This window comes from Citrobacter tructae, from assembly GCF_004684345.1.
Classification (GTDB): Bacteria; Pseudomonadota; Gammaproteobacteria; order Enterobacterales; family Enterobacteriaceae; genus Citrobacter; species Citrobacter tructae.
On record NZ_CP038469.1, the window covers coordinates 2,870,931 to 2,897,930 of the forward strand.

Sequence of the window (27,000 nt, forward strand, 5' to 3'; positions counted from 1 at the left end):
CTTACCTTTTTGTACGTACTTACTAAAAGTAAGTTTAGGTGCTAGTTTTACTAAACACAAGACAAACACCAAGGAGTTCCCCATGATTGCGATCACCGGCGCCACCGGCCAACTGGGCCAATACGTTATTGAAGCCTTGCTGAAAACCGTACCCGCCAGCCAGATTGTGGCCATTGTGCGTAACCCAGCCAAAGCTACTGCACTCAGCCAGCAGGGTATTACCGTCCGTCAGGCGGATTACATCGACGAGGCCGCTTTCACCACCGCATTGCAGGGGATCGATAAGCTGCTGCTGATCTCGTCCAGTGAAGTTGGGCAACGTACCCCACAGCATCGCAACGTGATTAACGCGGCAAAGGCCGCTAATGTGAAATTTATTGCCTATACCAGTCTGCTGCATGCCGACAGCTCTCCGCTGGGGCTGGCAGTTGAACACGTAGAAACCGAGAAAATGCTGGCTGACTCCGGCATTGCTTATACCCTGCTGCGTAACGGCTGGTATACCGAAAACTATCTGGCCAGCGCGCCAGCCGCGCTGGAGCACGGCGTGTTTATTGGTGCAGCGGGCGAAGGCAAAATCGCCTCTGCGACCCGTGCCGACTATGCTGCCGCTGCCGCGCGCGTCATCAGTGAAGACGGTCACGCCGGTAAAATCTACGAGCTGGCGGGCGATGAGGGCTGGACCCTGAGCCAACTGGCTACCGAACTGGCAAAACAGAGCGGTAAAAAGGTGGTGTATCAGAACCTGAGCGAAGCTGATTTTGCCGCCGCGTTAAAAGGGTTTGGTCTGCCTGCCGGTCTGGCGGATATGCTGGCCGACTCTGACATCGGTGCTTCAAAAGGTGGCCTGTTTGACGACAGCCATACGCTGAGCAAACTGATTGAACGCCCGACCACATCGCTGGCGGACAGCGTCAACGGCATCGTTTAAATGTTAAAAATCGGTTAATTATGGTAGCATCTCCGCGCATCCTCTCTGATAATGACATGATGATGCGTGGGGAGAGAAAACGTGCAAGGTGTACCTGAGCAGTTCATTGATGAGAAAGACAGCGCCCGCTTTCGCCATCTGGCGCAGGTGCCGGGCGTTGAGCTGTATCATGCGCATATCTCGCGCTACGCTTTTGAGCCCCATACCCACGAAGCGTTTGGTATTGGCGCGATCGAGGCCGGTGCGGAACGTTTTCGCTATCGCGGTACCCAGTACGTGGCCCCTGCCCATTCCGTCGTCACCATGAATCCCGATGAGCTGCATACCGGCGAAGCCGCAACCGCCGACGGCTGGCGCTACCGGATGATCTATCTTGAACCCGATCTTCTGGAAGAAGTCACCGGGATCCGCCACTGGTGGTTTCATGATGTTACGCGCCACGATCCGCTGCGCTCGCGTCAGATCTGTTCACTGATCCACGGCCTGTGGAATATCGACGATCCGCTGGCACAAAAAGGATTGCTGCTCGATCTGATCGATACGTTCCAGCCACTGGCCCGTCATGCGCCGGTACAACTGGAAGGTGCACATCGCTTTGAGCGCGTGCGCGAATATCTGCACGACAACTACATGCACCCGGTGACGCTCGACGAACTGGCCCGCGTTGCCTCGCTGAGCCCTTGGCATTTTCAACGCCAGTTCAAACTGCATTTTCACGTTACGCCACACCAGATGCTGATGGCGATCCGTCTGTGGCGCGCCAAAGGTTTTCTCACACACGGCATGCCCGCCGCAGATGTTGCTGCCGCAACCGGTCTGACCGACCAGTCGCATCTCACCCGCTCATTTACCCATCGTTACGGCATTACGCCTGTGCGCTACCAGAAACAGGTTTTTTCGCGCTGATGCGCAATCTCATACAATACAGCGGTGCGTTCCCTGCCTACACTCTGCGCAATGTTCAATGATGTGGATATCAAAATGATTAGCGGTGTACTGTACGCCCTGCTGGCGGGGTTGATGTGGGGGCTTATTTTTGTCGGACCGCTGATCGTACCGGAGTACCCGGCGGTATTGCAGTCGATGGGGCGCTACCTGGCGCTGGGGCTAATTGCCCTGCCGCTGGCCTGGCTGGGTCGCGGGCGTCTGCGTCAGCTGGCGCGCAAGGACTGGGGAACCGCACTGGCGCTTACCATGATGGGTAACCTGATTTATTACGTTTGTCTGGCCAGCGCCATTCAGCGTACCGGCGCGCCGGTCTCAACGATGATCATCGGCACATTGCCGGTGGTCATTCCGGTCTTTGCTAACCTGCTCTATAGCCAACGTGACGGTAAATTATCATGGTGGCGTTTAGCCCCTGCGCTGGTGCTGATCGGCATTGGCCTGCTGTGTGTAAATATTTCTGAATTGAATCAGGGACTGCCTGATTTTAGCGGCTGGCGCTACGGTTCGGGTATCGCACTGGCGCTGGTTTCCGTGGTGTGCTGGGCGTGGTATGCGCTGCGTAATGCTCGCTGGCTGCGAGAAAACCCCGATAAGCATCCTATGATGTGGGCGACCGCCCAGGCTCTGGTGACGCTACCCGTTTCTCTGCTCGGCTACATTGCTGCCTGTCTGTGGCTGAATGAGCAAGCGCCTGACTTCACCCTGCCTTTTGGCCCGCGCCCGGACGTGTTTATCGGACTGATGGTGGCCATTGCGGTGCTTTGTTCGTGGGTGGGGGCATGGTGCTGGAACATCGCCAGCCAGAAGCTGCCGACGGTGATCCTTGGGCCGTTAATTGTCTTTGAAACGCTGGCGGGGCTGCTGTACACCTTTATACTGCGCCATGAAATGCCACCGGTGCTGACGGTAAGCGGAATTTTGCTGCTGATTGTTGGGGTAGTGATAGCTGTCAGAGCCAAGCCGCAAAAACCAAGCGTCGTCGTGGTTTCACCATCATAATGTGCCGGATAATACTGCGCTAATCCGGCCTACAGGATATTTTCTTGTAGGCCGGAGCAGACGTTAAACTTTAAACACCGCCACCGTCTGATTCAGGCGTGCAGCCTGCTCTTCGAGCGCGGCCGCCGCTGAAGCGGATTCTTCCACCAGTGAGGCGTTTTGCTGCGTCACGCGATCCATCTCGGCCACCGCCTGACCGACCTGATCGATACCCCGGCTCTGTTCATCAGAAGCTGAGGCAATCTCGCCCATGATATCCGTCACGCGGGTAACAGCGCTGACAATCTCCGCCATCGTTTCGCCCGCTTCATGCACCAGTGCGGTACCAGCGTTGACCCGATTACCGGAATCATCAATCAGCGCCTTAATCTCTTTCGCCGCCTGCGCACTGCGCTGCGCCAGGGTGCGCACTTCGCCTGCAACCACCGCAAAACCACGCCCCTGCTCACCGGCACGTGCCGCTTCTACCGCCGCGTTCAGCGCCAGAATATTGGTCTGGAAGGCAATACCGTCGATAACATTGGTGATTTGTGCAATTTTGCTGGAACTGGTGGCGATTTCATCCATCGTACGCACCACGCCATCGACGACCGTTCCGCCTTTCTGTGCCGTTTGCGAGGCATTTTTTGCCAGGCTGGTCGCCTGCCGTGCGTTATCCGCATTCTGCTTCACTGTGGCGGTAAGCTGCTCCATGCTGGCAGCGGTTTCTTCCAGCGAGGCAGCCTGCTGTTCGGTACGAGAAGAGAGATCGTTACTGCCCGCTGCGATTTCACCCGCCCCGGTGTAGATGGTATCAGCCCCGTCGCGTACCACGCTCACCGTGTTCGCCAGCGACTGCTGCATGTCGCGAACGTTACGCGCCAGCAACGCCATTTCATTACTGCCGTCAGCGCTGATGTTGTGGGTCAGATCACCTGCGGCGATATGCCGGATATGTTCCATCACCTCGCGCAGTGGCTTCAACAGCACGCGCTGCATAGCAATCCAGCTAACAACAATCACCGTTACCACGATCAGCATTACGGCGGACAGCAGCCAGATAATCTTCTGGTAGTCATTCTCGTTATCCTGCACGCCCGTACTTGCCAGCGCGGATTGCGCCGCACGCCATTCCTGATAGACGCTCTGCATTGCCGTCTGTTTTTGTTCGGCATTCTGTTTGAACATCTCTTCCAGCTTACCCTCAGCCAGCAGCGCGTTCATTTTGGCAAGGGTTGTCGAATAAATGCCGTACTGCTCTTCCAGTCGGTCGGCCAGATGTTCATCCAGACCCGGCGTTTCCGGCAGTGCGTAGTATTTATCGTAATGATCTTTCGCTTCCGCCAGCAGACGGTTCGCCGTGTTCACCAACTCTTTTAACTGGCCCCCGTTAACCTCGCTTGCCATCGTACCCTGCAACCGCAGCATGCCCCGGTTGAGCGTGACGCGCGTCTGGTTCAGGCTAATCCACGCATCGGTAAACTCGGCCACGTTCTGGCTGGAAAGCTGAGACACGTTAAAATTTTGCTTATCGTTGTTGAGTGCGCCAATAAAGACGCCTGCGGAGATGAGTTGCATCGCGCCCAGGGAAAGTAACACGGTGATAAGTAAGGTTATCACTTTGATTCGTTTGAACATCTGTTGCCTTTTAATTATGCAGGTATTGTCTGAGGTCTAACTATCGGCAGCCGCGCCCGCTTATTTAACCTTCTGACGCGGCTTTTTTCGCCGCTTTACCCCTTTTCAATAAGATTCAGCATGTTAACGACATAAGAAATTTTCGTGACAGTCATCACAAATTCCCCCACCTCGAAAGGGGTATATCCTTCGCCATAAGTTGCATTTAAAATACATCTTATATTATTGAGAATGAGGTAACGGCTATGTCTTATCGCGATCAACCTTTAGGTGAACTGGCGCTCTCTATTCCTCGCGCTTCGGCACTGTTTCGTAAGTACGATATGGATTACTGCTGCGGCGGTAAGCAAACGCTGGCACGTGCTGCCGCGCGTAAAGAGCTGGATGTCGAGGCCATCGAAGCCGAACTGGCAAAACTGGCTGAGCAGCCGCTGGAAAAAGACTGGCGCACTGTGGCACTGGCAGAAATCATTGACCATATCGTTGTGCGTTATCATGACCGTCATCGCGAACAGCTGCCAGAACTGATCCTGCAGGCCACCAAAGTTGAACGCGTACATGCAGACAAGCCAAACGTACCGCGCGGTCTGGCGAAAAACCTGACCATGCTGCACGATGAACTGTCCAGCCACATGATGAAAGAAGAGCAGATTCTGTTCCCGATGATTAAACAGGGAATGGGTAGCCAGGCGATGGGGCCAATCAGCGTGATGGAAAGCGAGCATGACGACGCCGGTGAACTGGTCGAAGTAATCAAGCACATCACCCAAAACGTGACGCCGCCGCCGGAAGCCTGCACCACCTGGAAAGCCATGTATAACGGCATCAACGAAATGATCGACGACCTGATGGAACACATCAGTCTGGAAAACAATGTGTTGTTCCCGCGTGCCCTCGCAGGTGAATAAAAAAGGCGCCTGAGAGCGCCCTTATTTATGAAATAGTAGAGCCGCATCGCGGCTCTTTTTTTATTAGCGTACGCCAGCCATACGTTTCTTACCGATAAACAACCAGCCCAGCCCCAGCGCGATGAACCACAGCGGCGTGACGATCAGCGCCTGACGGGTATCTTCTTCCAGCGTCAGCAGTACCAGTACGAAGACGAAGAACGCCATGCACACCCAGCACATCACTTTTCCTAACGGCATTTTGTAGATCGACTTCTCATGCAGTTGCGGACGCTGTTTGCGGTACACCAGGTACGAGCAAAGAATGATGGTCCAGACAAACATGAACAGAATCGCTGAAACGGTGGTGATCATGGTGAACGCGCCGATCACGCTCGGATTAACGTACAACATCACCACGCCGCCCAGCAGACAGATACAGGAGAAGGTTAAACCTTTCGCCGGTACTGCGCGTTTGGACAGCTTAGCAAATGCTTTCGGCGCCACGCCTTCCTGCGCCAGACCGAACAACATACGGCTGGTCGAGAACACGCCACTGTTCGCGGAAGAGGCCGCAGACGTCAGAACAACAAAGTTAATCAAGCTCGCCGCTGCCGGCAGACCGACCAGAACGAACAGTTCAACAAACGGGCTCTTGGTTGGAACCACCGAACCCCACGGCGTGACGGACATAATCACGATCAGCGCGAAAACGTAGAACATGATGATACGGATTGGAATCGAGTTAATGGCGCGCGGCAGGGATTTTTCCGGATCTTTGGTTTCCGCAGCCGTCGTCCCTACCAGTTCAATACCCACGAATGCGAATACCGCAATCTGGAAGCCGGCAAAGAAGCCGCTCAGACCTTTCGGGAACCAGCCGCCGTCATTCCACAGGTGGGTGAACGACGCCTGAACGCCAGTAGGCGACTGGAAGTGCGTCAGCACCATCACCAGGCCAACCACAATCAGGCCGACGATAGCGACGATTTTGATCATCGCAAACCAGAACTCCATCTCACCAAACATTTTCACGGTGGCGAGGTTGAGGCCCAGCAGCAGGACAATCACCGCCAGCGATGCCACCCAGTCAGATAACCCAGGGAACCAGAATTGCGCATACGCGGTAATGGCAACGACGTCCGCCATCCCGGTCACTACCCAGCAAAACCAGTAGGTCCAGCCGGTAAAATACCCAGCCCACGGGCCGAGCAGGTCGGAGGCGAAATCACTAAAAGATTTGTATTCGAGATTCGAGAGCAGCAATTCACCCATTGCGCGCATCACGAAAAACAGCATAAAACCGATGATCATATAAACGAAGATGATCGACGGCCCGGCGAGGCTGATGGTTTTCCCGGATCCCATAAACAGGCCGGTACCGATAGCGCCACCAATGGCAATAAGTTGAATATGACGGTTTGTGAGATTGCGCCGTAGCGACTGTTCAGACGAAGCTTCTTCAACAGCTTCGACTTTTACCTGATCTACCATGTTTTTTTCTTCCTGTACCTGTCTGTGTTGTTCAGGCTCTGCGGCCTTTAGTGTGTCTATGATACGACGATCCTGTTATCAGGACTCATCGATATTAGGTAAGAATTGGCGGGATGAATACTAAGATTTAGATATAATGTTAATTTTATGTTTAAAGTGAGTGTCATATCACTCTGATAGCGCGAATCAGCTCACAAAAATACGCGCAAGCACGAGATTTGCAAGATAAAATATCGACATCGGTGTAACTATAGCTTTTCACTCTATTTTTCTGTTCCCCCCAGCCCTGGAGGGAACAGAAATCACTGCTTACAGAATTTCGAGCAGCTCAACGTCGAATACCAGCGTGCTGAACGGAGGAATGGACGCACCAGCGCCACGCTCACCGTAGGCCAGTTCCTGAGGAATAGTCAGTTCCCATTTGGAACCTACCGGCATCAGGGTCAGCGCTTCAATCCAGCCAGGGATTACGCCGTTAACCGGGAATTCAGCCGGCTCGCCACGGGCAACGGAGCTGTCGAATACGGTACCGTCGATCAGTTTACCGGTGTAGTGCACGCGAACATGGTCGGTACGTGCCGGAATAGCACCTTCGCCCTGCGTCAGAACGCGGAACTGCAGACCAGATTCAGTGCTGTTCACACCGTCTTTCTCACGGTTTTCTTCCAGATATTTGACGCCATCAGCGGCCATAGCCTGGAAACGCTCGCGACGTACCGCATCGGCACGTTCGTGGATTTCACGCAGCGCACGGTGCACAACGTCAACCGGTACAGCCGGATGTTTGCCTTCCAGCGCATCAGCGATACCCGCTACCAGTGCTTCAGGCAACAGCCCTTCCAGACCGGATTCGCTCAGCTGCTGTCCTACCTGCAAACCAATGCCGTAGCTTGCTTGCGCTTCGATAGTGTCAAAAGTCGGGGTGGCCATCATATTTCCTTTCATCGGATGTAAAGTAGCGGGCAGCATAGCAGCCATGCCGTATCCGGTAAAACTTTGTCTCGGGAACAGATGACAAATCGCGAGGAAACATAAACAATAGGAATATCCCGCGTTGATGTCACGAAAGCGGGCACGAAGGCAAATATCATAGAATCAAGCATCTATACTCTATGATTCAGGAACGAGACGCGGAGCAGGAGGAAAGCCATGCCCGGGCGCTTTGAATTAAAACCAACCCTGGCGAAAATCTGGCATGCACCGGACAATTTTCGCATTATGGATCCGCTACCGCCTATGCACCGCCGCGGCATTATTATTGCTGCTATCGTGCTGGTGATAGGTTTCCTGCTCCCTTCCAGTGACACCAGCGATGCTCCTGTGGTTACACGTACTGCCCAGCTGGATTTACAGTCACAGTCACAGCCGCCCACCGAGGCTCAGCTTCAGGCACAGCTGGTCGCCCCACAAAACGATCCAGGCCAGGTGGCCCCGGTTGCACCGGAACCCATCCAGGAAGGCGATCCAGACGCGCAGCCGCAAGCACAACAGTCCCAGCCTCAGACACAGCCTTTCCAGCAGGATAGCGGGATTGACCAACAGTGGCGCACCTACCGCGTAGATTCCGGAAAAACGCTGGCCCAGGTATTCCGTGACCATAATCTTCCACCGACCGATGTGTATGCAATGGCGCAGGTAGAAGGTGCAGGAAAACCGCTGAGCAACCTGAAAGACGGTCAGATGATTCAGATCAGGCAAAATGCCAATGGCGTGGTAACGGGGTTAACCATTGATACCGGCAATGGTCAGCAGGTCCTGTTTACCCGCCAACCTAACGGCAGTTTTATTCGCGCGCGGTAGCGTTGTTATCGACCAGAAGCCAGTTCAGGATCGTCTCTTTGATGACTCTGCGTCTGGCTTCTAAAGCCTGTGGCGAAACCATACTGATATGATAAACCATCCCCAACGTGTACTGATTGATCAAATAATACCCCCCTAGCGCAGCAATATTAATATTGACCTGTAATGGATCGATGTCGGGTTTAAAAATATTTAATCTTTTTCCTTCTTCCAGTAAAGATTCCATTAACTGTAAATGAGTACAGTTAATTTCAGGAAGACGTTTGGATTTTGCATAATGCACCCCTTTGCTCTGGTTTTCACTATGAACAATTTTTAAAAACCAAGGGTTACCGATGTAATAATCCCAAGTAAAGTCGATAATTTTTTCAATGGCTTTTGCTGGGGAGAGATCTGAAACATCAAGAGATTTTTCTTTTTGCCGAATATCGTTCCAGGTATATTCTAGAACTTCAATAAACAAATTTTCTTTATTGCCAAAATGGTGATAAACCGTCTGTTTACTGCAATCAGCGGCCTTGACGATATTATCGACTCTGGCACCTTCGTAACCATATTCGGCAAATTCATTGACCGCACACAACAGCAGTCTTTCCTTCAGGTTTTGCGCGTGACTGGTATCAAGATACATTCCGTTTCCCCACGTCTTATTCATGATTACTATCATAACCCTATTTCAGCTCCAGCCAAAAGGCAAAAACATTTACTTTCATTGAGTTATCAAGTGCCCTGTGATCATTATCGCAGATCAACCAACTAGATGGTTGATCTTTTTACCTTCTGATTGCAAGCTAATCGCCACCAAGGGAACAATATTCAAATAAAGAGGTTATTGTATGAAATCCAATCGTCCTGTTGCCGTCATTACCGGCGCCGCACGCGGTATCGGTAAAGGATGTGCGCTTGAGCTTGCACGTGGCGGATTTAATCTGCTGATTAATGATCGTCCGGATGCGAGCAGCGTAGAAAAGTTGCAGGCAACACAACAGGAATGTATGGCGGAAGGCGTCGAAGTGATTTGCTTCCCCGCCGATGTTGGCGACCTCTCTCAGCATGAAGAAATGCTCGATGCGGCGCAAAACCAGTGGAGTCGTCTGGACTGCCTGCTCAATAACGCCGGGATCTCCGTTAAAAAACGTGGCGACATTCTTGATCTGCAACCAGATAGCTTCGATGACAATATCGCTATCAACACCCGTGCACCATTCTTCCTCGCCCAGGCATTTAGTAAGCGTTTGCTGGCGCAGCCGAAACCGGAAGCTGAATTACCACACCGTTCGATTATTTTTGTCAGCTCTATTAACGCCATCATGCTGGCGATGAATCGTGGCGAATACACTATTGCGAAAACGGCTGTTTCTGCCGCTGCCCGCCTGTTTGCCGCGCGTTTATGTAATGAGCAGATCGGGGTCTATGAAGTACGCCCAGGTCTTATCAAAACGGATATGACTATTCCCGCAACCGCCTATTACGACGAACTGATCGCCAAAGGACTGGTGCCATGGGGCCGCTGGGGATATCCGGCAGATATCGCTTCCACCGTACGAACCATGGCGGAAGGTAAGCTGATTTACACCTGTGGTCAGGCTGTCGATATCGACGGCGGGCTGAGCATGCCGCGTTTTTGAGGCTGAAACATGAGAGATCTGTTACAACGCCCGGATTTATTCAGCATCAATACCGCGACACTCGGCTATAAAATGCCGCTGCCCGCCATTATTGATGCCTGTGCCGCGCGTGGCATTGGCGCAATCGCCCCCTGGCGTAGAGAGTTACAGGGGGAAAATCTGCAGCAGATAGCCCGCCAACTCGCCGCCAACAATATGGGGGTTTCCGGTTTATGTCGCAGCACGTACTACACCGCGCCGACGCTGGCAGAGCGCATGATTGCGATTGACGATAACCGACAGGCGCTGGACGACGCCGCTGTACTCAACGCCGCCTGTTATATGCAGGTAGTGGGCGGCCTGCCACAGGGAACGAAAGATCTGTATGAGGCGCGGGAACAGGTGAAACAAGGTATCCGCCAGCTACTGCCGCATTCGAAAGAGGTCGGCGTGCCGATTGCGCTGGAGCCGCTACACCCTATGACCGCCGCCGATCGTTCTTGCCTGTGTACGTTACGCCAGGCACTGGACTGGTGCGATGAACTCGATCCCGACGGCGAGTTTGGTCTTGGTGTGGCGGTGGATGTCTACCACGTCTGGTGGGATCCGGATCTCGCCAGCCAAATTATGCGAGCTGGCAAGCGCATCCTCGCGTTTCATGTATCCGACTGGCTGGTGCCTACCTCCGATCTGGTAAATGACCGGGGAATGCCGGGAGATGGTGTTATCAATATTCCGTCTATTCGTCGGTGGGTGGAAAACGCTGGATTTAATGGTGCCGTCGAACTGGAAATTTTCTCACCGTACTGGTGGCAACAGGATATTAACAGCACACTGGATATTAGCGTCGATCGCATCGCGCATTATTGTTAAGGATAAATCATGAGTGACCAACCCGTTCTATTCAGCAGAGCGGCAGCTTCCTGCCGTCTAACGTTGAACCGTGAAGATAAATGTCACGCTATTAACGAAGATATGATTGAATCTCTCGACTATTATTTAAATGAAATTGAAAACGATGCAACTTTACGTTTAGTCGAATTAACCGCGACCGGCGATAAATTCTTTTGCGCAGGTGGCGATATTAAATCCTGGTCTGCCTATTCGCCGCTGGATATGGGTCGAAAATGGATCAAACGCGGTAATAACGTTTTTAACCGTCTGCGTAATTTACCCCAACTCACCATCGCCAATCTCAACGGCCATACCATCGGCGGCGGCATTGAACTCGCCCTGTGCTGTGATATTCGGATCGCTCGTCCCCACGCCAAATTCTCTAACCCGGAAGTAATGCTCGGCATGGTACCTGGCTGGATGGGGATTGAGCGCGTACTTAATCAGGTTGGCCCTGTGGTGGGTCGCCAGATGCTGATGCTGGGAAAACGCCTGACAGCGCAGGAAGCCCAAGCCGCAAATTTAATTGATGAAGTGGTGGAAAAAGAACAGGTGGAACACTGGATGGCGAATCAGTTATCCCAGCTGGAAAAATGCGGCCCGGTGGCGCTGGCGCATATTAAGCAACTGATTCTGGCGCTGGAAAATAAACACGCCGACTACTCGCACCAACTACTGGCGGGGCTTATGTCTGCTACGCAAGATTGCCAGCAGGCCACGCGCGCGTTTGCCGAAAAAGGCAGCGTCAGCTTCCATAATCAATAAGGACATTGTATGCGTAAGATAACAACCGCCGACGCGCTGGCGGCGCAGATTGAAGATGGCGCGACTATTGCCATCAGCGGTAACGGCGGCGGTATGGTAGAAGCAGACTATTTAATGGCGGCCATCGAAAAACGTTTTCTGGAAACCGGATACCCGCGCGACCTGACGCTGATCCACTCGCTGGGAATTGGCGATCGCGACTGTAAAGGCACCAACCGCTTTGCTCATGCTGAAATGCTCAAGCGCATCATTGCCGGGCATTTTACCTGGTCACCCAAAATGCAGGAACTGGTTAAAAACAACACTATTGAAGCGTACTGCTTTCCTGGCGGCGTAATTCAGGCGTTGCTGCGAGAAATCGGTGCTGGAAGGCCTGGTCTTTTCACCCATGTCGGGCTGGGATCGTTTGTTGATCCGCGAAATGGCGGTGGAAAATCGAACGACTGCACCACCGACGATCTGGTGGAACTGATTGAAATTGACGGTGAAACCAAACTTCGCTATCGCCCCTTTAAAGTGGATTACGCAATTTTGCGTGGTACCTATGCCGATCCGCGCGGCAACGTGAGTCTGGAAGAAGAAGCTATTGATATGGATAGCTATTCTATGGCGCTGGCAGCACACAATAGCGGCGGTAAAGTGTTTGTACAGGTGCGCGATGTGCTGGAAGCTGGCGCACTTGAACCACGTCGGATCAAATTACCGGGGATTCTGGTCGACGGCATTGTTGAACACCGCGAACAACCGCAGACTTATCTTGGCGGTTACGATCTGACTATCAGCGGTCAGCATCGCCGTCTTACCTCTAACGATGCTATCGAACTGGTCGGTCACCCGGTACGCCGCCTGATTGCACGTCGTGCGGCTCGCGAACTGGTGGCAGGTGCATCGACTAACTTTGGTTTTGGTATTCCGGGTGGTATTCCCGGCGTTGCGCTGCGGGAAGGTGTTCCTTATCAAAGCTTGTGGCTGAGCGTAGAACAAGGCGTACACAACGGCATGATGCTGGACGATGCACTGTTCGGCTGCGCCCGTAACGCGGATGCCATTATCCCCTCCCTCGATCAATTTGAGTTCTATAGTGGTGGCGGGATCGATATCACCTTCCTCGGCATGGGAGAAATGGACCAGCATGGCAACGTTAACGTTTCGCACCTGAACGGCAACCTGATCGGCCCAGGTGGTTTCCTCGAAATTGCACAAAATGCCCGCAAAGTGGTGTTCTGCGGCACGTTTGATGCCAAAGGCAGCAAGATCGACGTTACGCCAGACGGTCTGCATATCGCCCAGCCTGGGCAGATCCCCAAGTTGGTGTCACAGGTTGAAAGGATCACCTTCAGCGCCGCCTACGCGCAGCAAAGCGGTCAGGAAGTGTTGTACATCACTGAACGTGCAGTGTTTCAGCTAACAACTCAGGGCGTCGAACTGATTGAGGTAGCCCCAGGCGTGGATATTGAACGCGATATTCTGTCGCATATGGCCTTCCGCCCGATTATCAATCAACCGAGATTAATGGAAAGCGCCTTGTTTACGCCGATGGAGGACGCATGAGCCAGCTTGATGACGGCATCCTGGATGCACTGACTCACGTCTCTTTCCCAAAGGGTTTTGCACAGGCAGAACCCGCCAGGGTTATCACGGTGGACGGCGTTGATTATCCACTCTGGCAGGTCGATGCGCTGGTGGTAGGTAGCGGTGCCGCCGGGCTGAGAGCGGCAATTGAGCTTAAACGCCGCCAGCAAAATGTGCTGATCGCCACCGCCGGGTTATACATGGGGACTTCCGCCTGCTCTGGATCGGATAAACAGACGCTGTTTACCGCCGCAACCGCGGGTAATGGTGATAACTTCGCGAATCTGGCGAAAGCATTAGCCAGCGGTGGCGCGATGGACCACGACACGGCGTATGTCGAAGCGGTCGGTTCCCTGCATACCCTAGGCGGGTTACAGTATCTTGGTCTGGAATTACCAGAAGATCGTTACGGCGCAATCCTCCGCTACCAGACAGACCACGACGAAGCCGGACGCGCAACCTCCTGCGGGCCACGAACCTCACGGCTGATGGTGAAAGTACTGCTGGAGGAGGTAAAACGCCTTCATATCCCAGTGTTAACCAGCGCTACAGTTATCAAACTGCTCCGCCACAGCGACGACGAGGGTACAGAGCGAGTCATCGGCGCAGTCCTGGTGACCAACTCGCGCGCCCATAATGCGTGGGGATTGGCTATCGTCATGACACCTAATGTGGTGCTAGCGACTGGCGGTCCTGGTGAACTCTACCGTGACAGCGTCTATCCGAATAAGTGTTTCGGTTCATTGGGGCTGGCACTGGAAGAGGGGCTGACGCTCGCCAATATTACCGAGAGTCAGTTCGGTATTGGTACTCCGCGCAGTACTTTTCCATGGAATCTTTCCGGTACTTATGTGCAGGTCATCCCCTACATCTACTCCACCGACAACGGCGGTTCAGAATACAACTTTCTGGCCGATTACTACCGCACTACTAAGGAACTGGCATCGAAAATCTTCCGTAAAGGGTATCAGTGGCCTTTCCACGCATCACGGATTATGGACTTTGGTTCAAGCTTGCTGGACATGGCCATTGCGCACGAGCAGTCGTTAGGCCGAAAAGTGTTTATGGACTTTAACCGTAATCCCGAAGCTGTGCCTGGCGATCTCCCTTTTTCACTGGAACGGGTTGATGAGGACGTTCGAGCCTATCTCGAAAACAACCAGGCATTGAATACATTGCCGATTCAGCGACTTAAACAGATGAATCCGCTTTCCATTTCTCTCTACAAAATGCATGGGCACGATCTGACAAAGAAACCGCTGCAATTTACCATGAACAACCAGCACATGAATGGCGGCATTGAAGTAGATATCTGGGGACAAACTTCCCTGAAAGGCTGCTTTGCCGTGGGTGAAGTTGCAGGTACGCATGGTGTGACACGCCCTGGCGGCGCTGCACTGAATGCAGGACAGGTGTTTGCGGTTCGCCTGGCTCGCTATATTGGCGAAAGCGGCAGCACTCTCATGGGTCAGATGACACCAGATGTAGCGTCAGACTCCCTTCGTGATGTCACAGAGATCATCAATCATGCACTAGCAAATGATACTGGCATGAGTATTCCGATATTACGCTCACAGCTTCAGGCACGAATGTCCGATCACGCTGGTTTTATCTGTCATCCCGCAAGCACACACCAGGCGGCAGCAAGCGCCAGGATCACCGCAGAGTTTGTTTACCAGAATGGGCTAACCATTAATCATGCCGCCGAAATTGCTGGGTTGTTTATGTGGCGACAAATGGCGCTAACATCCGCAGCGATATTGACCACACTGGACCACTATCTTGCCAGCGGTGGCGGGAGTCGTGGTGCGCGCATTGTCCTTGATAATCTGGGGACATGTCTGCCTCTAACCCGATTAGGGCCAAAAGAATCGTGGCGTTTTCGCCCGGAAAAGGTCAGCGATAAGCAGCATAAGCTAACGGTAACGTTCCAGGATGCTGAATTTATTGTTCGCAGAAAACCACTGCGTAATTTTCCGGATATACATGATCATTATTTTGAAAAAAACTGGCCTGACTTTTTATCCGGAGAAATATACCGCATCAAAAATTAAAAAAACTTACCTCAACAATTAAGTCGGTAACATTCGGTGGCAAGGAGTACCCATTTGCGTTACCGCAATAATATTAAATTACACGTTTAATAAATTACTACCATCATAAATTAAAGGGTTTAATTATGAAAAAAATAAAAAACTATCGATGGCATATGATTGCACTCGTATGTTTTATTACTGTTATTAACTATCTGGATAGAACTGCTTTAGGGATTGCTGCACCTACAATTATGGAAACCACCGGCATAACGAAGGAACACTATTCCTGGATTGTCAGTGCCTTCCAGTTCGCTTATACGTTGGGTCAACCCGTGATGGGCTTCTTTATTGATACCGTCGGTTTAAAACTCAGCTTTGCCATTTGTGCCGCAATCTGGGGGCTCGCGACGATGGGGCATGCGCTTACTGGCAGTTGGCAGGGACTGGCATTTATGCGCGCACTCATGGGTTTCAGTGAAGCCTCTGCCATTCCTGCGGGTGTTAAGACGGCATCAATCTGGTTTCCAGCTAAAGAACGCGGAATTGCCACTGGTGTATTTAATATGGGGACGTCGCTTGGTGCGATGTTAGCACCGCCATTGATTGCCTGGTGTATTATTTTTCATAGCTGGCAATTTGCGTTTCTGGTCTCAGGTAGTCTGGCGCTAATAGCGGCATTGTTATGGTTCTTTTTATATAAAGACCCCAAAAATGCTTCGCGACTATCTAAGGAAGAGCGTGAATATATTGAATCAGGACAGGAGCAACATTTAAAAACGGATAAAAAAGAAAAAACATCTGTCAAAAACATTCTCAAACAACGTAATTTCTGGGGTATTGGTATTGCCCGTTTTCTGGCTGATCCGGCATGGGGCACAATCAACTTCTGGGTCCCTATATTTTTCGTTGAAACACTTCATTTTAGTTTAAAAGAGATTGCCATGTTCGTCTGGCTGCCTTTCTTACTCGGCGATCTTGGCTGTCTTGCCAGCGGCTTTGTCGCGAAGTTTTTCAATGACCGCGGTATAAACCTGATTAACTCCAGACGCATTACCTTCAGCATTGCGGCTGTCATGATGATGACCATAGGTCTAGTCAGTATCGTCGAGAACCCTTATATCGCGGTGTTACTGATTAGCATCGGCGCATTCTCTCATCAGATGCTTTCCACTGTGGCGGCCACGCTGGGTGGTGATCTCTTCAAGAAGGATGAAGTGGCTACCGCCGTTGGTATGGCGGGAGCCTGCGCATGGACAGGGCAGCTAATCTTTAACTTATTCATTGGCGCATTTGTCAGCATTATTGGGTTCGCACCGTTCTTCATTGCACTCGCTTTCTTTGACATTCTTGGCGCACTGGCATTATGGATTCTAATCCGGGAAAACGATGTCGCAAGTGAAGGCAAGCTAGCAGCCTGTTAAGGTATCTCCATGCAGACACTATAATTCAGTTTATAGCGTCTGCTATTGATTGTTTTTCACGCTCTTATTCACCCACCAAATCCCCGAACAGACCAGCACCAGCGCCACCGCGTATTTACACTCGAGGATATTCTCGCCAAGGAAAATCGACGACAGTACCGCGCCAGAGACAGGGATCAGGAAGTTAAACGGTGCAATCATTCCCACGCGGTTGTATTTGAGCAAAATGCTCCACAATGCAAAGGCCACCGATGAGAGCAGTGTCAGATAACCCAGAATCGCCACTGAAGAAGAACCGTGTACGGTAAGCGTCCCGCCGAAAGCATAGCCCCCAATGACCAATGCCAGACCGCCCATCCCCAACTGATAACCCGTCATCACCATCGGGTCCACCGTCTGAGAAATACGTTTACCGTATAGCGTGGCCGCTGAGAGAATAAAGGCCGCCATCACCACCGAACCGTCCCCTAACAGACTAAAGCTAAAATCCATTCCACTGCTAAAGTTAACCACCATCACGCCGGTAAAGCCCAGAATACAACCCAGAGTTTTGTTGTAACTCAGCTTGTCATTTTGATAGATAAAGTGGGCCAGCAACACGCTAAAGAACGTACCGCAGGCATTCATAATTGAGCCCTTTACGCCCGTCGTGAACGCCAGGCCGATATAAAAGAAGATGTATTGCAGTGAGGTTTGCGTCAGTCCCAGCAGCGTAAGCTGACCAATCTGGCGTGGGCTTAACCTGCCAACGGGTTTGCGCTGCGCCATCACCAGCAGCAACAGTAATAATCCGGCAAACAAGAAGCGGTATCCGGCAAAGACAATTTTTGAAGGAATATCATCGGTGGCTATCTGGAAGATCTCATATCCACTTTTTATCGCCGGATAGGCACTCCCCCACAGCAGGCAGCAGAATGCCGCGCTCAGGTAGACCACGTTTTTACGCGCAAACAGAGGTTGGTGCGTTGGTTCCATTCCATCACCACTTTGAAATTGTGTTTTATTTTTATGATTATCCCGAAAAGGATAAAGAATAGCCAGAGCGAAAAACAGGGGGAGTAGAAAAGCAAAACGCCGGCACAAGGCCGGCGCTTTTACGTGGTCATCAGAATAAAAACTTATTCTGCAACTACGTTTACAGTCAGCTTAGCAAACACTTCGCTGTGAACCTGGAAGCTCACTTCGTGCTCGCCAGTGGTACGCAGAACGCCGTTCGGCAGACGAACTTCGCTCTTAGCAACTTCAACGCCAGCTGCAGTTACAGCGTCAGCGATGTCGCGAGTACCGATGGAACCGAACAGTTTACCTTCGTCGCCTGCTTTAGACGCGATGGTTACGGTTTCCAGTGCATTGATTTTCTCAGCGCGAGCTTCAGCAGCAGACAGAACGTCAGCCAGTTTGGCTTCCAGTTCAGCGCGACGTGCTTCGAAGAATTCAACGTTTTTCTTGGTAGCAGGAACAGCTTTACCCTGTGGTACCAGGAAGTTACGAGCGTAGCCCGCTTTAACGTTAACCTGATCACCCAGGCTACCCAGGTTTGCTACTTTATCAAGCAGAATAACTTGCATTACCTTATCCTCTTAAAGTCGTTAATAGACAGCGGCCGATTACTGATGACGATCGGTATACGGCAGCAGGGACAGGTAGCGAGCGCGCTTGATGCAGCGAGCCAGCTGACGCTGGTATTTTGCACGAGTACCGGTGATACGGCTCGGGACAATTTTACCGCTTTCGGTAATGTAGTTTTTCAACGTTGCGATGTCTTTGTAATCAATCTCAACAACGCCTTCCGCGGTGAAACGGCAGAACTTGCGACGACGGAAATAACGTGCCATATGGCTAGTCTCCAGAATCTATCAATTCAATCTGCTCGGCATGCAGAACCATTTTGCTCAGGCCGTTCTTTGCCTTGTGGCAAGAAATGAACCCCTGAACAGTTACTGCGCTACCGACCGTTATACTGTGAGTAATGGCCTGGTTTTCGTGTCCGCTAATAATAACGGGCATTTGGCACCACGCCTGCCGGTGGAAACCGGCTTCCTCCTGCACAGAACGATGCTCAAGCACGAACTGGCAATGAGGAATTCCTGATGGGCTGACCTTGCGAAGCGGCGTCCTGCACACTGTGCCGGATAACACCAGACGGTTGGTCATCAGAAATTACTCTTCAGAATCCCCAGCTTCAGCATCATCTGCGGTTTCGTTTGCGAAATCATCGCGACGTTCACGACGCTCGTCTTTCGCTTTAACCATCGGAGATGCTTCGGTAACAGCGTGCTTAGTACGCATTACCATGCTACGGATAACGGCATCGTTGAAGCGGAAGCTTGTTTCCAGCTCATCGATAACTTCCTGCGGCGCTTCAACGTTCAGCAGAACGTAGTGAGCTTTGTGCAGTTTGTTGATCGGGTAAGCCAGCTGACGGCGGCCCCAGTCTTCCAGACGGTGGATCGTACCTTCTGCTGCAGTGATTGCACCAGTGTAGCGTTCGATCATACCCGGAACCTGTTCGCTCTGGTCAGGATGGACCATAAAAACGATTTCGTAATGACGCATCGAATTGCTCCTTACGGATTATTCAGCCTCCTGTCTGGGTCAGCCGAGGCCCATGGAGGCAAGGAACGTGTTAAAGGTCGGCTGAAAAATGACGCGTCATAATACTGGCGACAGCCGGTAAACTCAAGGTGATTGTATGAATATTTATGAAACCGTCATCAGTACATATCCAACAGCATTTTGACGCAGATGCAAATCGAGACAATCACAATCATCGGTCGGATGACTTTCTTTCCGCGCGTCAGCACCACCGTGGCGCCAAGGCGCGCACCGAGAGACTGCCCAGCGAACATCACCAACCCCAGCGACCAAATCATTTTGCCGCCAAAAATGAAGAACAGAATCGAAGCGATGTTCGACGCCAGGTTAATAAAGTTGGAGTGAATTTGCGCCTTATCGATGCTATAGCCCCAAAGCGTGATATAGCAGAGCGTATACAAGGAACCGGCCCCTGCGCCAAGAAACCCATCATAAAAACCCACGCATCCGCCGCCGATAAGTGAAAAGAGAAACAAAGACACCTGCTGCTTTCTTTTCGGTTCACTGAGGTTAGGAGCAAAAATAAAGTAGATGGCGACGGCAATAATCAGCACTGGCAGCATCTTTTTGAGCAAATCTGGCTCAATGAACTGAATCAGCGTGGTGCCCAGCGCAGAACCGATAAAGGCAGATAAAAATACATACTTGTGTTCCTGCACGTTGATATGCCCCCGGCGCAAAAAGTAAATTCCGGAGGTGAGTGAACTGCCCAATGCCTGAATTTTATTGGTCGCCAGCGCATTGGCTGGTGGTAACCCAGAAATCAGCAATGCGCCGATAGAGAGAAATCCACCGCCCCCCGAAACCACATTAATAAAACCCGCCACCAGCGCCACCATAAACATAATCACGAAGTAGCTGAAATCCATGAATGAAGTATCCATAAGTTTTTGCCTTATAATCATTAAGTTATATTATTTTTCAACTCACTATAAACGGCGTACTCATCCGGTTAAATTGACCATTTGGTAAGAGCTTATGCTTGGTAAACAGGAATTTTTAACCGCAGCGGAAGGTATCAGCTGATTGTTAATTAAAGAAAAGATGGCTTTGCGGTAATTTTTTGAACAACTGCATCAGAAATGGTCGCTATCGACTCTGTCGGTTGTGGTTAAAATTAAATCAGAAGTTATCTACTCACAGGAGAGAGCTAACCAGAGACCGCAGTCGAGGAGGTACATATGCGAGCCCGTGTTTTGACCCTTCTGGCTGTGCTTTTGCTTAGTGCAAATGCAATGGCAGCCATTGAAATTACCCATCGTCAGGCCAGGAATATGGATGATGTGCAGAGCTTAGGCGTGATTTACATAAACCATAACTTCGCCACTGAAAGTGAAGCAAATCAGGCCCTGAATGAAGAGACCGATGCGCAAGGCGCAACCTACTACCATGTGATCCTCACCAGGGAACCCGGTAGTAACGGAAATATGCACGCCAGCGCGGATATTTATCGCTAGCTACCAGAAATAACCAACGAGAACATTGTCACAGTTTGACTTGCCCCCTTGATTGGGGGCTTTTTTTTGCAGTAAAACACCCTCGGAGCCAGACCGATAACATCCCCTTAAAGATTTAGCTCCGGGGCATTTTTCTTACTTCTGTCCGTAATAGGCGTTTGGACCGTGCTTACGCATGAAGTGTTTATTCATCAGGTAGTCATCAATATGGTTGAGGCCAGGGTTAATGCCGCGCGCAATCCATGCCATCTTTGCGATCTCTTCCATCACCACGGCGTTATGCACCGCGTCATGGGCGTCTTTGCCCCATGCAAATGGACCGTGCTGATACACCACAATGCCCGGCGTATGCAGCGGCTCGGCGTCACCCAGCGTTTCGACGATCACTTTGCCGGTATTCAGCTCATATTCGCCCTGTACTTCTGCTTCTGTTAGTGCCCGGGTACAAGGGATATCGCCAAAGAAGTAGTCCGCGTGAGTGGTACCCAGTGCCGGGATCGCCAGCCCCGATTGCGCCCAAGCCGTAGCGTGGGTGGAGTGGGTATGCACCACACCGCCAAGCGATGGATAGCGGCGATACAGCGCCAGATGGGTAGCGGTATCGGAGGAAGGACGATAGCCGCCTTCTACCACCTTCCCTGACATATCGACCACAACCATATCGTCAACGGTCATGCGCTCGTAGGTGACGCCACTGGGCTTGATCACCACCAGCCCGCGTTCACGGTCCATCGCGCTGACGTTGCCCCAGGTAAAGGTTACGAGGCCATAACGCGGCAAATCCATGTTGGCGTCGAACACCTGTTGTTTGAGCTTTTGCATTATGCTGCCTCCACCAGACCGGCGCTGGCCATGCGCGCTTTCACCCAGTCACGCGCTTTCGCCACTTCTGCCGCCGGGTCGTCTGACGCTTCACTCCACATCTCAATCAGATATGGTCCGCAGTAACCGCTTTGCTTGAGGGTCTCAAAGCAGCGTTCAAAATCAACGACTCCATCGCCAAACGGCACGTTCTTGAACACGCCAGGTTTGGTGTCTTTCACATGCACGGCGACGATATGCCCGATTCCAGCTTGTAGTTCCATCTGCACGTCGTTATCCCACGCCGACAGGTTGCCGATATCCGGATAGAGCTGGAACCACGGGTTATTGAGATAGTGTGCGTAGCCCAGCGCTTTGCTTATCGAGTTCATCAGCGGGTAGTCCATGATCTCCATCGCCAGCGTTACCTGCGCACGGCTGGCCATCTCAACGCTTTCTTTCAGCCCATCGCGAAAACGGCGGCGCGTCTCGTTATTGGCTTCCTGATAGTAAACGTCGTAACCGGCGAGCTGGATGACACGAATACCAACGTCCTGGGCGAACTGGATCGCTTTACGCATAATCTCCAGACCCTGCTCACGAACCGCGTCATCTTCGCTGCCGAGGGGGAAACGGCGATGGGCGCTCAGGCACATCGACGGCACCCGCACACCGGTTTCGGCAATAGCACTTACCAGTGCCAGGCGCTGTTCGCGGCCCCAGTCGAGACGCGCCAGGCGGGCATCGGTTTCGTCCACCGACATTTCGACGAAGTCAAAACCCAGCGTTTTCGCCAGCTGTAACCGCGCCATCCAGTCCTCCCCGGCGGGGAGCGCTTTTTCATAGATGCCGAGCGGAATTTGTTTCGACAGCATAACCGCTCCTTAGCCCCACAGCTGGGCGATGGAACGTTTGAACTGACGCGCAGCTTCTACCGGCGAAGCAGCGTCACGAATGCTGCGACCGGCGATAAACACGTGAATTGGGATGCCTTTAAACAACGGCAGGTCTTCCAGTGCCAGGCCACCGGTTACGGTAACTTTAAAGCCCATATCAGACAGGCGTTTGATGGCGCTGATGTCCGCCTCACCCCACGCCACGCCTGCAGCCTGCGCGTCACGGCTGCGGTGATATACCACCTGCCCGATACCCGCATCGCGCCACTCGTGCGCCTGCTCCCAAGTCCAGTAACCGGTCAATTCGATCTGCACGTCGCCATTGAACTCTTTCGCCACGTCCAGTGCACCCTTGGTAGTGTTAATATCCGCACAGCAGATAACGGTCACCCAGTCAGCATTGGCTTCAAAGCACATGCGGGAGAGGATTTTTCCCGCGTCGGCAATTTTGGCATCCGCCAGCACGATTTTATACGGGTACAGCGCTTTCAGATCGCGAACTGCGCGCACGCCTTCTGCCACACAAAGAATGGTACCAACTTCTATAATGTCCACTTCATCGGCAATCAGGCGCGTCGTTTCATACGCGGAAGCCATGGATTGGTTATCTAGCGCAACCTGCAACATAGGTAATGACATTTTGGTGTTCCTTTTAAACAGTCGCCGCGTTGGCGTTATCAATTAAATCCAGTACTTCCTGCGCGGTGCGACAGGCACGTAAACGGTCGAAATTAGCTTCATCGTCGAACAGATTGACGATCTGCATGATGCCCACTTCCTGATGCGTATTGGCGTCGACCGCCGCCATCGTTATCAGGATATCGACCGGGTCGTTATCTTCGTGGTTGAAGACCAGCGGCGTTTTCAGCGTCACCAGCGCAAAACCAGTTTTCTTGACGCCCTCTTCCGGGCGACCGTGGGGCATTGCCAGCCCCGGCGCAATGACAAAGTACGGGCCAAACTGCTCAACGCCGTCGAGAATAGCCTGGTAGTAACGCGGCTCAACCACGTCCGCCTTAACCAGCAGGTCAACGCTCAGTTTTACCGCTTCCTGCCAAGTACTGGCATCGGCCTGTAAAAGAATGGAGTTATTTTCTGCCAGCGAATCACGTAATTTCATGGTGCGTCCTTACTTCACGTCCTTCGGGAAATGTTCTTTGATCACTTCCAGCAGCTTCGGACCAAAGTCAGCAGGTGACAGCATGTTGCGTACGCCCACCACGTATTTATTGCCAGTAACGGTAATCTCACCGGCGATATGGGTGGAGGCGATGATGATATCCGCACCGCTCAGCTCACTTTTGTATTCACCCACCGCACAACTGTTCACCGTGTGGTCGATATTTGACTGGGTTAAAAACTGATCCACCTTCATTTTCATGATCATGGAACTGCCTTGCCCATTTCCACATACAGCCAGAATACGTACGGTCATAATCGGAACTCCTTATTAAGCAGACTGTTCTGCCAGTTGTTTTTCTGCGTCTTCCTCAGCGCGCAATGAGCGTCCTGCGAAAAACATATAAGCCAGTGCAATCACAATAATGACGGCCATAAAAATCAGCCCAATGGAGGCAAAGCCCTGCATCATCGGCGGTGCCAGAATTGACCAGTCCGCCATACCCATCCAGGCGCTCATACCGGTCAGTTTTACCGCCCAAACGCAGCCGAAGATTTCAATCATGCCCATCACCAGGCAAATCTTGAGAGCCGCGCGCCAGCCGCCAAAGTGATTGGCAAACACACCGATGGTGGCGTTAGAGAAGAACATCGGGATAAAGCCCGGAATGATCAGAATGGAGGAGCCGAAGCCTACCAGGATGCCCACCGCAATCAGCTGGCCGATGGTGCCCCACATAAAGCCCCAGACCACAGCATTCGGCGCAAAGCTATATATTGCCGCACAGTCGATGGCCAGTACCGCACCAGGGATTAAGCGTTGGGAGATGCCGTTGAAGGCTTCGGAGAGCTCGGCGACAAACATACGCACGCCCTGAGTGATGATGAAAATAGCCACCGCGAACGAGAAGCCGGTTTGCAGGATATAAACCGTCCAGTGGGTTTTACCCGCCATTGCCTGCACCACATCAATACCAAAGGAGAGCAGAATCGCGCCGAAGAAAATGGTCATCACAATCGCCGTCGAGACGATGTTGTCGTGGAAGATATTTAACCAACCCGGCAGTTTGAGGTCTTCAACGCTCTCTTCTTTTTTACCCAGATACGGCGCGATTTTATAAGCAATCCACGAAGCAAACTGCTGCTGGTGACCGATGGAGAAACCGCAGCCATCGGTCACTTCCTGGGTGGGTTTGTACATCATGTTAGAAGTGATACCCCAGTAGAGCGACACCAGCACCGCTGTGCAGATAATGGTGGTCCACATGGAATAGCCGAAGATGTAGAAGGAAACCGCAATCAATCCCGCCTGCTGGAACATGATGTGCCCGGTCAGCATGATGGTGCGAATACCGGTAATCCGCCGCAGCAGCACGTAACAGATGTTCAGCGCCAGTGCTAACAGCACCGCATAACCAACCCAACTATAGGCATCACCCATGCGTTCGATGGTCGCCATCATCGAGGCGTAGGTATCGGAAATCGCACCGTTGATGCCGTAAACCTCGGACATCTTCGCCACTACCGGTTTGAACGTGCTGGTGAGAATGCCAGACCCCGCCTGCAGCAGCATAAAACCGATAATCGTTTTGATCGTGCCCTTGATAATAACGCTGACACTTTTACGCAACAGGATGTAACCGAGACAGGTCACAATACCCAACAGCAGCGGCGCGTTGGTCATGACCTGATTAAAGAACACGGTAAAGATGTTGTAGAGGATCTCCATAACGATCTCCAGTAGACGAAGTTGCTGAACATTCATTACAGATGCCCAGGATGTTGTGCCCTCACTCTAGTTTTCAAAAGTAATCACATCAAGATTGAATTTGATTAATTGTGATGCAGTACGCAAATAATTCACTCACCAATGGAGTGGTTTTTACCACATTCAGTTAAACAAAAATAAAATCAATAAAAACAATTAAATACAAATAACAATTGATTAAAAATCACTTTATCCCATTGTAAGCCTTGCTTATACCCTCTCTCTGCGTTGAAAAATCACGCATTGCCATTTTGATAAAACGGTGTCAGTATCAATCAAAACAAATCACCATATGATTCAAATTGAACAAACATGAAGGTAAATGCGATGAGTAAAGTAAAAAGTATCACGCGTGAATCATGGATCCTGAGCACGTTCCCGGAGTGGGGTAGCTGGCTAAACGAAGAGATCGAACAGGAACAGGTTGCGCCAGGCACCTTTGCTATGTGGTGGCTGGGCTGTACCGGAATTTGGCTAAAATCGGAAGGTGGGACGAACGTCTGCGTCGATTTCTGGTGCGGAACAGGCAAGCAGAGTCACGGTAATCCACTGATGAAAGCGGGCCATCAGATGCAGCGCATGGCAGGTGTGAAGAAGCTCCAACCAAACCTACGCACCACGCCGTTTGTTCTCGATCCTTTCGCCATTCGTCAGATCGACGTCGTTCTGGCCACTCACGATCATAACGATCACATTGACGTGAATGTTGCCGCCGCCGTCATGCAGAATTGCGCCGACGATGTCCCGTTTATCGGGCCGCAAACCTGCGTGGATCTGTGGGTTGGTTGGGGCGTACCAAAAGAACGCTGCATCGTAGTGAAACCGGGCGACGTTGTTAAAGTAAAAGATATTGAGATTCATGCGCTCGACGCGTTTGACCGTACTGCATTAATCACCTTGCCAGCGGATCAAAAAGCAGCGGGCGTTCTGCCTGACGGCATGGATGCACGTGCGGTTAACTACCTGTTCAAAACGCCGGGCGGTACGCTGTATCACAGCGGAGATTCCCACTACTCCAACTACTACGCGAAGCACGGCAACGAACATCACATCGACGTGGCGCTTGGCTCCTACGGTGAGAACCCACGTGGTATCACCGACAAGATGACCAGTTCCGATATGCTGCGTATGGCGGAAGCGCTGAACACCCAAGTGGTTATCCCCTTCCACCATGATATCTGGTCAAACTTCCAGGCCGATCCGCAGGAGATCCGCGTACTGTGGGAGATGAAAAAAGACCGGCTGAAATATGGCTTCAAGCCGTTTATCTGGCAGGTTGGCGGCAAGTTCACCTGGCCGCTGGATAAAGATAACTTTGAATATCACTATCCGCGCGGCTTTGACGACTGCTTCACCATGGAACCGGATTTACCGTTTAAATCCTTCCTGTGAT

At 51.8% G+C, this 27,000-nt stretch carries 28 protein-coding genes and 1 pseudogene; 13 read left to right on the forward strand and 16 right to left on the reverse strand.

Translation table 11 applies throughout. The features are described 5' to 3' along the window. Positions 1-82: 82 nt before the first annotated feature. The 3 genes and pseudogenes from E4Z61_RS14450 to E4Z61_RS14460 form a co-directional block, all read left to right on the forward strand. Positions 83-942: pseudogene (locus tag E4Z61_RS14450) on the forward strand (SDR family oxidoreductase); the annotation flags it as partial. A 70-nt stretch (positions 943-1,012) separates the two neighbouring features. Continuing rightward, positions 1,013-1,837 (forward strand): AraC family transcriptional regulator, encoded by an 825-nt coding sequence (locus E4Z61_RS14455; protein WP_135323378.1) that lies wholly within the window; start codon positions 1,013-1,015, stop codon positions 1,835-1,837. Positions 1,838-1,912: 75 nt separating this feature from the next. Then, complete coding sequence (locus E4Z61_RS14460) at positions 1,913-2,878, forward strand: DMT family transporter (RefSeq protein WP_135323379.1); 966 nt, start codon at positions 1,913-1,915, stop codon at positions 2,876-2,878. Positions 2,879-2,941: 63 nt separating this feature from the next. On the opposite strand, the gene E4Z61_RS14465 is transcribed toward E4Z61_RS14460, so the two are convergent. Next, positions 2,942-4,495: a methyl-accepting chemotaxis protein gene (locus E4Z61_RS14465; protein ID WP_135323380.1), complete on the reverse strand. Its 1,554-nt coding sequence runs from the start codon at positions 4,493-4,495 to the stop codon at positions 2,942-2,944. A gap of 245 nt (positions 4,496-4,740) precedes the next feature. On the opposite strand from E4Z61_RS14465, the gene ytfE reads away from it, so the two are divergent. Then, positions 4,741-5,403 carry an iron-sulfur cluster repair protein YtfE gene (gene ytfE / locus E4Z61_RS14470; RefSeq protein ID WP_135323381.1) on the forward strand — a complete coding sequence of 221 codons (663 nt, stop codon included), beginning with the start codon at positions 4,741-4,743 and terminating at the stop codon, positions 5,401-5,403. Between the two features lie 63 nt (positions 5,404-5,466). Here ytfE and cycA read toward each other — a convergent pair whose 3' ends face one another. Continuing rightward, complete coding sequence (gene cycA, locus E4Z61_RS14475; RefSeq protein ID WP_135323382.1) at positions 5,467-6,876, reverse strand: D-serine/D-alanine/glycine transporter; 1,410 nt, start codon at positions 6,874-6,876, stop codon at positions 5,467-5,469. Positions 6,877-7,185: 309 nt separating this feature from the next. Next, positions 7,186-7,806 (reverse strand): BamJ family beta-barrel-assembly machinery protein, encoded by a 621-nt coding sequence (fklB, locus tag E4Z61_RS14480; protein ID WP_205746899.1) that lies wholly within the window; start codon positions 7,804-7,806, stop codon positions 7,186-7,188. Between the two features lie 219 nt (positions 7,807-8,025). Between fklB and E4Z61_RS14485 the strand changes: the two genes are divergently transcribed. Next, on the forward strand, positions 8,026-8,676 hold the full coding sequence (locus tag E4Z61_RS14485) for a LysM-like peptidoglycan-binding domain-containing protein (protein WP_135323383.1): 651 nt from the start codon (positions 8,026-8,028) through the stop codon (positions 8,674-8,676). On the opposite strand, the gene E4Z61_RS14490 is transcribed toward E4Z61_RS14485, so the two are convergent. Beyond that, complete coding sequence (locus tag E4Z61_RS14490; protein WP_135324946.1) at positions 8,660-9,307, reverse strand: TetR/AcrR family transcriptional regulator; 648 nt, start codon at positions 9,305-9,307, stop codon at positions 8,660-8,662. The genes E4Z61_RS14485 and E4Z61_RS14490 overlap by 17 nt on opposite strands. Before the next feature lie 205 nt (positions 9,308-9,512). Here E4Z61_RS14490 and E4Z61_RS14495 point away from each other — a divergent pair, with 205 nt between their 5' ends. The 6 genes from E4Z61_RS14495 to E4Z61_RS14520 all read left to right on the forward strand — a co-directional run bounded on the left by E4Z61_RS14495 (position 9,513) and on the right by E4Z61_RS14520 (position 16,971). Next, positions 9,513-10,304, forward strand: a complete 792-nt coding sequence (locus E4Z61_RS14495) for a 3-ketoacyl-ACP reductase (protein ID WP_135323384.1) — start codon at positions 9,513-9,515, stop codon at positions 10,302-10,304. Between the two features lie 9 nt (positions 10,305-10,313). Continuing rightward, a complete protein-coding gene (locus E4Z61_RS14500; RefSeq protein WP_135323385.1) occupies positions 10,314-11,156 on the forward strand; it encodes a sugar phosphate isomerase/epimerase family protein in 843 nt (280 codons plus the stop codon). Positions 11,157-11,165: 9 nt separating this feature from the next. Next, a complete protein-coding gene (locus tag E4Z61_RS14505) occupies positions 11,166-11,942 on the forward strand; it encodes an enoyl-CoA hydratase/isomerase family protein (protein ID WP_135323386.1) in 777 nt (258 codons plus the stop codon). Positions 11,943-11,951: 9 nt separating this feature from the next. Further along, complete coding sequence (locus E4Z61_RS14510) at positions 11,952-13,493, forward strand: acyl CoA:acetate/3-ketoacid CoA transferase (protein ID WP_135323387.1); 1,542 nt, start codon at positions 11,952-11,954, stop codon at positions 13,491-13,493. Beyond that, complete coding sequence (locus E4Z61_RS14515; protein ID WP_135323388.1) at positions 13,490-15,568, forward strand: FAD-dependent oxidoreductase; 2,079 nt, start codon at positions 13,490-13,492, stop codon at positions 15,566-15,568. Before E4Z61_RS14510 ends, E4Z61_RS14515 begins: the two co-directional genes overlap by 4 nt. A gap of 125 nt (positions 15,569-15,693) precedes the next feature. Further along, entirely contained in the window at positions 15,694-16,971 is a 1,278-nt protein-coding gene (locus E4Z61_RS14520; protein ID WP_135323389.1) for an MFS transporter, read from the forward strand. A gap of 42 nt (positions 16,972-17,013) precedes the next feature. Here E4Z61_RS14520 and E4Z61_RS14525 read toward each other — a convergent pair whose 3' ends face one another. The 6 genes from E4Z61_RS14525 to E4Z61_RS14550 all read right to left on the reverse strand — a co-directional run bounded on the left by E4Z61_RS14525 (position 17,014) and on the right by E4Z61_RS14550 (position 20,450). Continuing rightward, a complete protein-coding gene (locus E4Z61_RS14525) occupies positions 17,014-17,946 on the reverse strand; it encodes a DMT family transporter (RefSeq protein WP_135323390.1) in 933 nt (310 codons plus the stop codon). 143 nt (positions 17,947-18,089) lie between these two features. Continuing rightward, on the reverse strand, positions 18,090-18,539 hold the full coding sequence (rplI, locus tag E4Z61_RS14530; RefSeq protein WP_003025676.1) for a 50S ribosomal protein L9: 450 nt from the start codon (positions 18,537-18,539) through the stop codon (positions 18,090-18,092). A gap of 39 nt (positions 18,540-18,578) precedes the next feature. Then, a complete protein-coding gene (rpsR, locus tag E4Z61_RS14535; protein ID WP_002210155.1) occupies positions 18,579-18,806 on the reverse strand; it encodes a 30S ribosomal protein S18 in 228 nt (75 codons plus the stop codon). Between the two features lie 4 nt (positions 18,807-18,810). Beyond that, entirely contained in the window at positions 18,811-19,125 is a 315-nt protein-coding gene (gene priB, locus E4Z61_RS14540) for a primosomal replication protein N (protein WP_096758558.1), read from the reverse strand. 6 nt (positions 19,126-19,131) lie between these two features. Continuing rightward, a complete protein-coding gene (rpsF, locus tag E4Z61_RS14545; protein WP_135323391.1) occupies positions 19,132-19,527 on the reverse strand; it encodes a 30S ribosomal protein S6 in 396 nt (131 codons plus the stop codon). Positions 19,528-19,685: 158 nt separating this feature from the next. Continuing rightward, positions 19,686-20,450 carry a TSUP family transporter gene (locus tag E4Z61_RS14550; RefSeq protein ID WP_135323392.1) on the reverse strand — a complete coding sequence of 255 codons (765 nt, stop codon included), beginning with the start codon at positions 20,448-20,450 and terminating at the stop codon, positions 19,686-19,688. A gap of 297 nt (positions 20,451-20,747) precedes the next feature. On the opposite strand from E4Z61_RS14550, the gene yjfY reads away from it, so the two are divergent. Then, positions 20,748-21,023 (forward strand): DUF1471 family protein YjfY, encoded by a 276-nt coding sequence (yjfY, locus tag E4Z61_RS14555; RefSeq protein WP_135323393.1) that lies wholly within the window; start codon positions 20,748-20,750, stop codon positions 21,021-21,023. A 135-nt stretch (positions 21,024-21,158) separates the two neighbouring features. Here the strand turns inward: yjfY and E4Z61_RS14560 are convergent, their stop codons facing one another. From E4Z61_RS14560 to ulaA, 6 genes are read right to left on the reverse strand one after another with little or no spacing between them, the layout of a single operon-like run. After that, entirely contained in the window at positions 21,159-21,845 is a 687-nt protein-coding gene (locus tag E4Z61_RS14560) for an L-ribulose-5-phosphate 4-epimerase (RefSeq protein WP_135323394.1), read from the reverse strand. Next, entirely contained in the window at positions 21,845-22,699 is an 855-nt protein-coding gene (gene ulaE, locus E4Z61_RS14565) for an L-ribulose-5-phosphate 3-epimerase UlaE (RefSeq protein WP_135323395.1), read from the reverse strand. Before ulaE ends, E4Z61_RS14560 begins: the two co-directional genes overlap by 1 nt. A 9-nt stretch (positions 22,700-22,708) precedes the next feature. Further along, positions 22,709-23,359 carry a 3-keto-L-gulonate-6-phosphate decarboxylase UlaD gene (gene ulaD / locus E4Z61_RS14570; protein WP_135323396.1) on the reverse strand — a complete coding sequence of 217 codons (651 nt, stop codon included), beginning with the start codon at positions 23,357-23,359 and terminating at the stop codon, positions 22,709-22,711. A 13-nt stretch (positions 23,360-23,372) separates the two neighbouring features. After that, a complete protein-coding gene (ulaC, locus tag E4Z61_RS14575) occupies positions 23,373-23,840 on the reverse strand; it encodes a PTS ascorbate transporter subunit IIA (RefSeq protein ID WP_135323397.1) in 468 nt (155 codons plus the stop codon). A gap of 9 nt (positions 23,841-23,849) precedes the next feature. Further along, positions 23,850-24,155 carry a PTS ascorbate transporter subunit IIB gene (gene ulaB, locus E4Z61_RS14580; protein ID WP_135323398.1) on the reverse strand — a complete coding sequence of 102 codons (306 nt, stop codon included), beginning with the start codon at positions 24,153-24,155 and terminating at the stop codon, positions 23,850-23,852. Positions 24,156-24,170: 15 nt separating this feature from the next. Beyond that, positions 24,171-25,568: a PTS ascorbate transporter subunit IIC gene (gene ulaA, locus E4Z61_RS14585; protein ID WP_135324947.1), complete on the reverse strand. Its 1,398-nt coding sequence runs from the start codon at positions 25,566-25,568 to the stop codon at positions 24,171-24,173. Between the two features lie 366 nt (positions 25,569-25,934). Between ulaA and ulaG the strand changes: the two genes are divergently transcribed. Then, positions 25,935-26,999, forward strand: coding sequence for an L-ascorbate 6-phosphate lactonase (ulaG, locus tag E4Z61_RS14590; protein WP_135323399.1), 1,065 nt, complete (start codon positions 25,935-25,937; stop codon positions 26,997-26,999). Position 27,000: the final 1 nt, after the last annotated feature.